Source organism: Mycolicibacterium phocaicum, from assembly GCF_010731115.1.
Taxonomy (GTDB): Bacteria; Actinomycetota; Actinomycetes; order Mycobacteriales; family Mycobacteriaceae; genus Mycobacterium; species Mycobacterium phocaicum.
The window spans coordinates 3,435,660-3,446,371 of sequence record NZ_AP022616.1; the positions used below are offsets into that span (position 1 = coordinate 3,435,660).

Consider the following 10,712-nt stretch of genomic DNA (forward strand, 5'->3'; position numbering starts at 1 on the left):
ACGGCGCTCCCGGGCGCACCCAAGCAAGCGCCCGCTTGGCGGGAATGCGCTGTTACCGACCCAGGTAGCGCGACAACGAATCGTCGGCTGCCGCGGGTTTGAATCCCGTTGACTCCAACTTCTGGTTGTCGAGCACGCTGTTGCGGGGCCGCGGGGCCACCGCACCGGTCGCCGAGGCGAAATAGGCGTCGGTGCTGACGCCCGTGACGCGCGCCGGGTCGTGGCCCGTCAGCTCGAACACCCGACGGGCGATGTCAGCCCACGACATTGCCGGACCCGAACCGGTGACGTTGTACGTCCCGTAGGGGGCGCCGGTCGCGGTCAGGTGCCGGATGGCCCGCGCCAGCTCGGAGGTGAACGTCAGCCGCCCGATCTGGTCGTCCACCACCGACGGGTCGACGCCACGTTCGGCCAGCGACGCCATGGTCCGGACGAAGTTGTGGCCGTCCCCGATGACCCACGACGTCCGCAGGATGTAGTGCCGCGGCACGGTCGCGACGAGCTGGTCGCCGGCGGCCTTGGTCTGGCCGTACACCCCGAGTGGGCTGACGGCGTCGTCCTCCCGGTACGGGGACGCGGACGTGCCGTCGAAGACGTAGTCGCTGGACAGATGCACCAGCGTGAGGCCGCGGGCCGTCGCGATACGGGCCAGCGCCGCCACACCGGTGACGTTGACGGCCCAGGCGTCGACTCGCCCACTCGGGGTCTCGGCCGCATCCACCGCGGTGTACGCGGCGGCGTTGATGACGGTGTCGTAGTCCTGCCACCGCCGTGCCTTGTCCAGATCACCGGCCAGGTCCAGCTCGTCCCGCGTGGCGAACTCGACGCTCGGATCATCACCGTATTCCGCGCGCAGCGCCCGGCCGACTTGGCCATTCGCCCCCAGCACCAACGTCTTTCGCGGTGCGACGGGTTGGATGTCCGCCAGCGCGGGATGGGCCCGGTCCTTGGCCGACAGCTCGGCGCGGTCGAGCGGAATCGGCCAGTCGATGGCCAGCGTCTCGTCGGCCAGATTCACCGAAACATATTGCGCGCCAATCGAATAGTGGTCGTTGACCAGATAGACGTACGCGGTGTCGGGCAGCAGCGTCTGGAACGCGTTGCCGACCCCGCGCGGCACGAACACCGCACGTGACGGGTCCAGCTCGGCGGTGAACACCGTCCCGAACGTCGGACCGTCGCGCAGATCGACCCAGACGCCGAAGATGCGGCCCGTCGCCACCGAGACGAACTTGTCCCACGGTTCGGCGTGGATACCGCGGGTGGTGCCCGCCGCGTCGTTGAACGAGATGTTGTTCTGCACGGGCCCGAAATCCGGCAGCCCGAGCGCCGTCATCTTCTCGCGCTGCCAGTTCTCCTTGAACCAGCCGCGGTTGTCGCCGTGGACCGGCAGCTCCCAGATGGTAAGGCCGGGAATCGGTGTGGCATTGGCGGACAACGGTTTTCCGTATTCGGTCACAGGTTGTCCATCGCTCACTGGCCCTGACCGGCGTAGCGCGCCTCGGTGGCATCCTTGACCGGGCGCCACCAGGCCTCATTGTCGCGATACCAGGCGATGGTGGCGCCCAGCCCGTCGGCGAAGTCGACATACTTTGGCTGCCAACCGAGTTCGGTGCGCAGCTTGGTCGAATCGATGGCGTAGCGCAGGTCGTGACCGGCCCGGTCGGTGACGTGGTCGTAGGCGTCGGCCGGCTGCCCCATCTGCGCCAGGATCATCTCGATGACGGTCTTGTTGTCTTTTTCGCCGTTGGCGCCGATCAGGTAGGTCTCGCCGAGGCGACCCCGCTCAATGATCGTCAGCACGGCGGACGAGTGATCGTCCACGTGAATCCAGTCCCGCACATTGCGGCCCGCGCCGTAGAGCTTCGGCCGGATACCGCACAGCACGTTGGTGATCTGCCGCGGAATGAACTTCTCGACGTGCTGGTAGGACCCATAGTTGTTGGAGCAGTTGGAGATTGTGGCGCGGACGCCGAACGAGCGCACCCAGGCCCGCACCAGCAGATCACTGCCGGCCTTGGTCGACGAATACGGCGACGACGGGTTGTAGGCCGTGCGTTCGGTGAACTTCGCGGGGTCGTCGAGTTCGAGGTCGCCGTACACCTCGTCGGTCGAGATGTGGTGCAGCCGGGTGCCGTGCTTGCGGACCGACTCCAGCAGCGTGAACGTCCCGACCACGTTGGTGTGCAGGAACGGTTCTGGATCGCGCAGCGAGTTGTCGTTGTGCGATTCGGCGGCGAAGTGCACCACGACATCGGTAGTCGCCATCAGCTCGTCGACCAGCGCGGCGTCGGCGATATCCCCCAGGACGAACGTCATCCGCTGTTCTGGCAGGCCCGCAAGGGATTCGCGATTGCCCGCGTAGGTCAGCTTGTCCAGCACCGTGACGTGGTGATCGGTGTGGTCCAGGACGTATCGGACGAAGTTGGCCCCGATGAACCCCGCGCCCCCGGTGACCAGCAGCCGCGCCATCAGTATCCCCTGTCCAGCAGGTCCAGCAGGTACGTGCCGTAGCCGGACTTCACCAACGGCTCGGCGCGTACCCGCAGCTCGTCACCGCTGAGATAGCCACGCCGCCAAGCGATTTCCTCGGGCACACCGATCTTCAGACCGGTGCGACGCTCGATGGTGCGCACGAACTCGGCGGCATCCGTCATCTGGTCGAACGTTCCGGTGTCGAGCCATGCCGTCCCGCGGGGCAACACCTGCACCCGTAACCGGTTCTGCGCCAGATACGTTCGGTTGATGTCGGTGATCTCGTATTCGCCGCGGGAGCTTGGCTTCAGCTCACGCGCGATCGACACCACGTCATTGCTGTAGAAGTACAGCCCCGGCACGGCGTAGTTGCTCTTGGGCACTGCCGGCTTTTCCTCGAGCGAAACCGCCTGCCCGGCATCGTTGAATTCGATGACGCCGTACGCAGAGGGCTCGGCGACCCAGTAGCCGAAGATCGCGCCGCCGTCGACGTTGTTGAACCGCTGCAGCTGTGTGCCCAGGCCCGGGCCGTACAGCAGGTTGTCGCCGAGGACCAGCGCCACACTGTCGCCGCCGAGGAAGTCCGCGCCGATGGTGAAGGCCTGTGCCAGCCCGTCGGGCGACGGCTGCTGGGCATAGCTGATCGAGACGCCGTACTGCGATCCGTCGCCGAGCAGCCGCTCGAAACTCGGCGCGTCGAGCGGTGTCGTGATGACCAGGATGTCGGTGATCCCCGCCAGCATCAACGTGGACAACGGGTAATAGATCATCGGCTTGTCGTAGACCGGGATGAGCTGCTTGGACACCCCGGCGGTGACGGGGTGCAGTCGCGTCCCCGCGCCCCCTGCCAGGATGATGCCTTTCACCCGGCCATCCTGACATACGCGCACCGCGTCAGGTGCTCACCGAGCAGACTCCACCGCGGGCTCGGACGCCAGCGTCTTGCCGTTCTGCACGATTTCCAGGCCTGACGAGGTGACGTGGTACTCAGCCGAATCGGGATCGTTGAACGCGACGAAGCCGTCGCCGGATTCATTCACGGTCCCCAACCGGATGGTCGCGTCGTCGGACAGCCGATAGCCCAGGTAATACAGCACCCCGACGCTGCTGCGGCAGATCACGACAGCCGACTGAGCGGTACGCAGGATCATCGCGGCCTCGTCCGCTCCGGTGCACCGGGCGGCGCCGTTGTAGGTGGTGAAGCCGTGGGTGTCGGCGTCGGGCAGCACCATTCGCGCTGTCGTGGGTACCAGCGAGGTGGGCGTCTCCGGCTCGGTGGACTCGACCGACGTCACCGTCACGCCCGTCGTCTCGGGCGCGGTCGTCGTGACGTCCACCGAAGTCGTTGCGCCGCTGCGGCCGTCATGCCCACGCATCAGCACGACGCCCACGAAGACCAGGGCCACCACCAGCAGGATGCCCACCCCGGTCAGCGCCCAGGCCGTCGGGCTCATGCCGGATCGTGCCACGGCCGGCGGATCTGGTTGGCGCACAAGGCCCATGGGCGCGGCGGGCGGCGCGGACCGCAAGGTCGGCGCGCCGGGCACCGCTGGGGCCGAGGCGACGGGCGGCAGCGTCGCCGCCGCACCACGTGCCAGCGCCGCGGCGAAATCCGAACACGACGCGAAGCGGTCGGCAGGCCGGCGGGCCATCGCGATCGCCATCACGGGATCCAAGTCGGCAAGGTCCGGGCGGACCTCCGCCAGCCGCGGCACCACACCGCTCACGCGTTGACTGATGAGCACCACGGGCGTCGAATCGCCACCCGGGGGCCGGCCGGTCAGCAGCTGAAAAGCGGTGGCGGCCAAGGCGTACTGATCCGACCGACCGTCCAGCTTCTCACCCAGCAGTTGCTCCGGCGCCGCGTAGTTCGGCGTGCCGAGCGTCATGTTGGTGGACGTCAGTCCGTCGAAATCGTCGACGCGCCGGGCGATCCCGAAATCGGCCAGCAGCACCCGGCCACGGCCGGGCCCCTGCCCGCTCAACAGGATGTTCGCGGGTTTGACGTCGCGGTGCAGCAGGCCGCGGCTGTGCGCGTGATCCAGCGCGTCGGCGATCGCGGTGACGATGGCGATCACCTGGTCCCGCGGCATGCCACCGGGGCAATGCGCCCGGAGCACGTTTCCGGCATCGGAGCCGTCGACGTAGTCCATCGAGATCCACAGTCGCCCGTCGTATTCGCCGCGGTCGTGCACCCCGACGATGTGCTGATGCCACAACGTCGCCGCGGCATCGGCCTCGCGCTCGAAGCGCCGCCGGTATTCGGCGTCGGCCGACAACGATGCCGGCAGGACCTTCAGCGCGTCGGTGCGGGGCAGCCGCGGGTGCTGCACCAGGTAGACCTCGCCCATGCCGCCGGCCCCCAGTTTCCTGACCACGGTGAATCCGGCGAAGACCGATCCATCGGGTAGCGACATGGTCGGATCGTAACGGCCGAAACGCGAAAGAGCGGCCACCCGAGATGATCTCGGTTGGCCGCCTCTCGCTGAGCGGTCTAACGCTTGTCCAGGATTCCCTCGATGTTGGCGACACCGTGGATGCCGGACGTGGTGTTGCTTTCCAGGACCACGAACCCCTTACCCGCGGGGTTGCGGGTGACCAGCAGGGTTTCGTGCGCCATCGCAGCGGACTTGCCCTGCTTGTTCAGCGGCGTGACGATGTCGTCGTTCAGCTTCTTGAAGAAGTTGGCGTCGACGCTGTCCGTGATCCAGGCCCGGTACTGGTGCTTGCTGTCCTGCCACTTGTCGTTGTGGCCGGTGACCTCGACGACCTGGTCGACCCACTTGTGCTCGTCGGTGCTGACCTTGCCGGCCTTGACCGCCTGGGCGATGTCGTCACGTGCCGGGGCGTACAGCCGGGTCAGGTGGATGTGGAGCTGGTTGAGCCGACGGGCATCCGCCGAGTTGATCCCGAGCGCCCAGTCCGGGCCGCCTGTCATGAAGTGGATCGACTCGTAGGCGTGCTTGAAGTAGTTCGGCGCGTCGTTGCGCAGCAGGTTGTCGCATTCGATGCCGGTCTCGCGGACGGTCGGCACCACCAACAGGTCCTGGGTCGTCTTCATGTCCACGCCCGGATGCACAGCCCAACCGCGCGTCGAATCGTGGCCGGGCCACTGGATGTCGAAGTTCCGGCCCGGGTGCTTCGGCGAGTGCTCCCCGACGCCGTGCGCCGGCGGCTTGACGCCGTCCCAGATCGGATCGTCCTTGTGGTCGTCGCAACCCTGGTAGTGCTGCGTGCCCGTCTCGGCGTGGGCGGCAGGCGAGAGACCGAAGGCCAGCACCGGCGCTACCACCAGGGCGGCGGCGGCCGCGATACGGCGGGTGAAGCGGGAGCGGGTGGTGGTCGTGTTGGTCATGTCTTCTCCTGAAGGTTTAGGGGGTGTGCCTTGCGGCGTTGAAATAACCTTCGCGGAATCGACGCCCCAGGTCAGTCCGCTGATCGGGCCCTCGACCGGACGAAATCGGCCTCCCCCGATCGGGGGACACGCACTCCTCGGCTCGCTCGGCTCCGCTGGGCGGCGGCCCACAGCTTCTCCTGCACCCGCAGCACCACGGGTCCGGGGCTTCCTCGACCTTCCGCCGTCGACTTCGTCACCCAGATGACGCTCCATCCCCGCGATTCGAGCTCCGCTGTATGGCTGTGCACCCACTCGCGGTATCCCGGGATATCCGCGTCCTCGTCACACTCGACGGCTACCTTCCACCGCGGCCAACCCAGTGCCGCCCGTGTGCAGACCAATCCCCATTCGTCGTAGAACGGGATCTGCGTTCGCAGTCCTGGAATGCCTGTGCTGCGCAGCAACAGCCGGGTCTGCGTCTGCAGCGGAGACTCAGACCCGCCATCGGCCTGCCCCAGCGCAATCCGCAGTCGATCGACACCCCGAATTCCCCGATTGGCCGCGGCCAACTCCCACACGCGTTCCGGGTCCAGGCCGGTCGCGTTCAACAACGCATCCAGGGTCGGTACCGCCTGGTTCTCGGGCAGGAGCCGGCCAAGGTCGAACGCCGTCCGCGCCACAGTCGTCACCCGCATGCCGCCGCCGACCTCTCTCACCTCCTCTGGAGCGAGCGCATACGAATGCACGGTGAGCCCGGTCGGCGAGTGCCGGTTGGTCCGCACGACCTCGGCCGGCGCGTTCACGTCGAGCCACTGGGTGCCGTGCACGGCCGCCGCCGACAGCCCGCACAACACCGCATCGGGGCCCGCGAACAGCCACGCCGCCTCGGCGCGCAGCCTCGCCGTCAACGCCACCTCGTTGGCGAGGTAGACACCCCGGTAGATGGCGCGGTACCCGGTACGCAGCTCTCGTCTGGTCAGCAGTCCGGCGTCCAAGGCTGCGCTGCCGAGAAACGGTCGCTTCATGCGGTGAGCATGGCTGCGCCCACCGACAGATCGGATACCTCTGCCGGTGGTTACCCACAGGAATCTCACGGCCGAACACCGCGCGGGCTGCTCTCCACAACCATCCTGGTCGCAGTGCTACGACGAATGTGCATGTTCGGGTTGAGATTTCGCGGTTTTTCGGGTCAAACCTGCACATTCGTCGTAGCAGTCCGCATCGCATGCCGCACCTGACCGGCAAACCAGGTACCACCGGTCTCATGTGAGTTGAGTAACCTGGCGCCATGTCCGATGCGTCGATCCTGTCCGTGCTGCGCGAGCGCGCCGGTGCGACTCCCGACGACGTGGCCTACACCTTCACCGACTACGACCACGACTGGGACGGCGTCACCGAGAGCGTGACGTGGGCCCAGCTGTACCGTCGCACGCTCAACGTGGCGCACGAGCTCCGCATGCACGGTGTTCCCGGCGACCGCGCGCTGATCATCGCGCCGCAGGGGCTGGCCTACATCGTCGGGTTCCTGGGCGCCATGCAGGCGGGTTTCATCGCGGTGCCGCTGTCGGTGCCGCTGCCGGGCTCTCATGACGAGCGGGTCAGTGCCGTCATCACCGACACGTCGCCGACGGTCGTGCTGACCACCGCGGCCGCGTTCGACATCGCCGCGCAGAACGTGGACGACGGCGCCTCGATGGTCGCGGTGATCGCCGTCGACACCCTCGACCTGGACGCGGACCGCGACTTCGACGAAGAGGTCCCGCCGGGGCCCGATATCGCCTACCTGCAGTACACCTCCGGGTCGACGCGGCTGCCGGCCGGGGTGATGATCTCGCACCGGAACCTGCGGGTGAACGTCGAGCAGTTGCTGGCCGACCTGCTGTCGCAGCACGGTGGAGAGCTGCCGCCGGGGTCGACGCTGGTCTCGTGGCTGCCCTTCTACCACGACATGGGCCTGGTGCTCGGGATCGCGGTTCCGATCTTCTCCGGCCACAAGGGCGACCTCATGAGCCCGATCGCCTTCCTCACGCGCCCGGTCCGTTGGCTGCAGGCGCTGTCGCGGAACAACCCCGCATGGTCGGCCGCGCCGAACTTCGCGTTCGACCTCGCCACCCGCCGCGTCACCGACGAGGAGATGGCCGAGCTCGACCTCAGCGGCATTATCGGCATCAACAATGGCGCCGAACGCATCCACCCGCCCACTCTGATCAAGTTCGACGAACGCTTCGCGGCCGTCGGGTTCCGGCCCGAGATGATGGTGCCGTCGTACGGCCTGGCCGAGGCGACGCTCTACGTGGCCAGCGGTGCGCATGGCCGGCCGCCGGAAGTGGTCGAGTTCGCCGCCGACGAACTCACGCAGGGCATCGCGTTGCGCAAAGCGGGTGGGACGCCGCTCATGCGGTACGGCCGGGCGCCGTCGCCGCTGCTGGAGATCGTCGACGCCGACACCTGCCAGCTGTGCCCCGACGGCGTCGTCGGCGAAATCTGGGTCCGTGGCGACAACGTCTCCGCCGGGTACTGGCGCAAGCCCGAGCAGACCGGGTCCGCCTTCGACGCAACACTGGTCGATGCCCCCGAAGGCACGCCCGAGACGGGCTGGCTCCGGACCGGGGACCAGGGCTTCCTCTCCGACGGCGACCTGTTCATCGTGGGCCGCATCAAGGACATGCTGATCGTGCGCGGCCGCAACCACTACTCCGACGACATCGAAGCGACGGTGCAGAAGATCAGCCGCGGCCGGGTGGCGGCGATCGCCGTGACCGACGACCACACCGACCAGCTGGTCACCATCATCGAACTCAAGTCGCGCGCCGACGCCGCTGCGCTCGATGGGCTGAAAAACGATGTGGTCGCGGCGATTTCGCGGGCGCACGGGTTGCAGGTCGCCGACGTCGTGCTGGTGGAGGCCGGGTCCATCCCGACCACCACGAGCGGCAAGATGCGCCGGTCGGCCTGTGCCGAGCAGTACCGGCAAGGGCAGTTCGTCCGGTTGGACGGCTAGCCCGCGCCCCCTATGTGGATCACCCTGCTGGTGATGGCGGTCGCGGTCAGCCTGGAGCCGTTCCGCATCGGTATGTCCGTGGTCATGCTGAACCGGCCCCGTCCGCACCTGCAGCTGGCCGCGTTCCTGTGCGGCGGTTTCCTGATGGGCCTGTCCGTCGGCGCGGTGGTGCTGTTCTTCCTCGAGTCGCGGTTACCCGCTTGGGCCTCAGCACATTTCAATCTGCCGACGGTTCAGATCGTGATCGGTGTGCTGGCCCTGGTGGCCGCGTTGCTGCTGGCCGTCACGAAGGGGCGCGAACGGACCGTCCCGGACTGGCTGACCCGGCTGCTCACTGGCCGGTCGCTGTGGGTCGCCGGCGTCGCTGGCCTGGGCATCGCGCTGCCCTCGGTCGACTATCTCGCGGCGCTGGCCGTGATCGCCGCCGCACACCTCGAGGCCGGGGTTCGGATGGGTGCGCTGGTGACGTTCAACGTGGTGGCGTTCTCGTTGGTCGAGATACCCCTGCTGGCCTATTTGATCGCCCCGCAGCGCACGCGGACCGCAATGAGCAACCTGCACAACTGGATTCGCGCCCGCCAGCGGCACGAAGTCGCGGGCCTGCTGGCCGCGGTGGGCGTCGTGCTCGTCGCGGCGGGCGCGCTGGGGATCTGAGGTCCCGTTGTGGCCGCGAGTGTGCAGCCAGCGCGCCTCCAAGGCGGCAGATTCAAGCGGTCGCCGCAACAAATGTGGACGGGTCTGACAGTAGCCGGTCGAGTTCCTCGGCCGGGGTGCGCCAACCGTGGCGTTTACGGGATCGGGCGTTGAGTTCAGCGGCGACCTGGTCGAGCCATCCGGGTCCGTAGAACGACAGGTCGGTCCCTTTAGGAAAGTACTGGCGCAGAAGACCGTTGGTGTTCTCGTTGGTGCCGCGCTGCCAGGGGCTGTGCGGATCGCAGAAGTAGATCGGCAGGCCGAGGGCTTTGGTGATGTCGGCGTGCTTGGCCATCTCGCTACCTTGGTCCCAGGTCAGCGAGCGGCGCAGGATCTCGGGAATCTCCGGGATTTTGGCGCTCATCGCGGCGGCCAACGTCGCGGCGGTGTGATCGCCCGGCAGGTGCAGCAGCACCACGAACCCGGTGGTGCGCTCCACCAGGGTGCCGATCGCCGAACCTGATGCGGTGCTGCCCAGGATCAGGTCCCCTTCCCAATGCCCCGGGACCGCCCGATCATCAGCCTCTTTCGGGCGGTCGCTGATGCTGACCATGTCTTTGATTTTGCTTCCGGTTTCGTTGCGGCCCTGCGGTTTCCGTCGAACCCGGCCCGTGCGCAGGGCTTCTTTGACGATGCGGGCCAGCTCACCGCGCGGCTGTACATACAGCGCTTGGTAGATCGTTTCGTGGGACACCCACATCTCCGGATCGTCGGGAAAATCAAGGCGCAGTCGGCCCGCGATCTGCGCCGGGCTGTCGTGCTTTTCTAAGCGTGCCACGACCTGCTCCAGCAGGGCAGGGTTGGACTCCAACTTGCGAGCCTTGGGTCGCTTGGCGTTGGTGGTGGCCACCTCCTGAGCCACCCAGGCCCGATATCCGCTGGTGGTGGCTCCACGTTTGCGTTCCTGGTGGATCGTGGTCCGGGACCGCCCCAGAGCCGCTGCGGCCTCGGTGACGGTCGCGCCGGCGGTCAGCAACTGCTCGAGGCGCCACCGCTCGATAAACGACAACGGCCCCCGCGAGACCCCGGGATCGAGTTCGACCACGGCGCATGACGGATCATCGGTAGGAGCGGGGGTTTTCGGCACGAATCCAGCCTGAGCGACCCACCGCCGGCCCTGGTTCTCTGACACGCCCGCGACCACTGCGGCGTCGGCCACAGTGGCACCGGCATGCATCTCCTGCCAGAACGACGCTTTCACCGCAC

The 10,712-nt window shown here is 67.4% G+C and carries 9 protein-coding genes; 2 read left to right on the forward strand and 7 right to left on the reverse strand.

Features of this window, described 5'->3' with window-relative positions:
* Positions 1 to 52: 52 nt before the first annotated feature.
* From G6N46_RS16645 to G6N46_RS16670, 6 genes are all read right to left on the reverse strand, one after another.
* Positions 53 to 1,459: a sugar nucleotide-binding protein gene (locus G6N46_RS16645; protein ID WP_138247707.1), complete on the reverse strand. Its 1,407-nt coding sequence runs from the start codon at positions 1,457 to 1,459 to the stop codon at positions 53 to 55.
* Positions 1,460 to 1,473: 14 nt separating this feature from the next.
* Positions 1,474 to 2,472, reverse strand: coding sequence for a dTDP-glucose 4,6-dehydratase (gene rfbB, locus G6N46_RS16650; protein WP_138247706.1), 999 nt, complete (start codon positions 2,470 to 2,472; stop codon positions 1,474 to 1,476).
* Positions 2,472 to 3,341: a glucose-1-phosphate thymidylyltransferase RfbA gene (rfbA, locus tag G6N46_RS16655; protein WP_138247705.1), complete on the reverse strand. Its 870-nt coding sequence runs from the start codon at positions 3,339 to 3,341 to the stop codon at positions 2,472 to 2,474. The genes rfbB and rfbA overlap by 1 nt, the downstream gene beginning before the upstream one ends.
* Before the next feature lie 36 nt (positions 3,342 to 3,377).
* Entirely contained in the window at positions 3,378 to 4,892 is a 1,515-nt protein-coding gene (locus G6N46_RS16660) for a serine/threonine-protein kinase (RefSeq protein ID WP_138247704.1), read from the reverse strand.
* Between the two features lie 77 nt (positions 4,893 to 4,969).
* Positions 4,970 to 5,830 (reverse strand): CDP-diacylglycerol diphosphatase, encoded by an 861-nt coding sequence (locus tag G6N46_RS16665; RefSeq protein ID WP_138247703.1) that lies wholly within the window; start codon positions 5,828 to 5,830, stop codon positions 4,970 to 4,972.
* A 71-nt stretch (positions 5,831 to 5,901) separates the two neighbouring features.
* Positions 5,902 to 6,837, reverse strand: a complete 936-nt coding sequence (locus G6N46_RS16670; protein ID WP_174814057.1) for a type IV toxin-antitoxin system AbiEi family antitoxin domain-containing protein — start codon at positions 6,835 to 6,837, stop codon at positions 5,902 to 5,904.
* Positions 6,838 to 7,100: 263 nt separating this feature from the next.
* Between G6N46_RS16670 and G6N46_RS16675 the strand changes: the two genes are divergently transcribed.
* Both G6N46_RS16675 and G6N46_RS16680 read left to right on the forward strand, forming a co-directional pair.
* Complete coding sequence (locus G6N46_RS16675) at positions 7,101 to 8,813, forward strand: AMP-binding protein (protein WP_138247702.1); 1,713 nt, start codon at positions 7,101 to 7,103, stop codon at positions 8,811 to 8,813.
* A 12-nt stretch (positions 8,814 to 8,825) separates the two neighbouring features.
* The gene (locus G6N46_RS16680) at positions 8,826 to 9,467 is read left to right on the forward strand and encodes a GAP family protein (RefSeq protein ID WP_138247701.1); all 642 of its coding nucleotides are present in this window, start codon (positions 8,826 to 8,828) and stop codon (positions 9,465 to 9,467) included.
* Between the two features lie 52 nt (positions 9,468 to 9,519).
* On the opposite strand, the gene G6N46_RS16685 is transcribed toward G6N46_RS16680, so the two are convergent.
* On the reverse strand, positions 9,520 to 10,683 hold the full coding sequence (locus G6N46_RS16685) for an IS30 family transposase (RefSeq protein ID WP_234880499.1): 1,164 nt from the start codon (positions 10,681 to 10,683) through the stop codon (positions 9,520 to 9,522).
* Between the last annotated feature and the right edge of the window lie 29 nt (positions 10,684 to 10,712).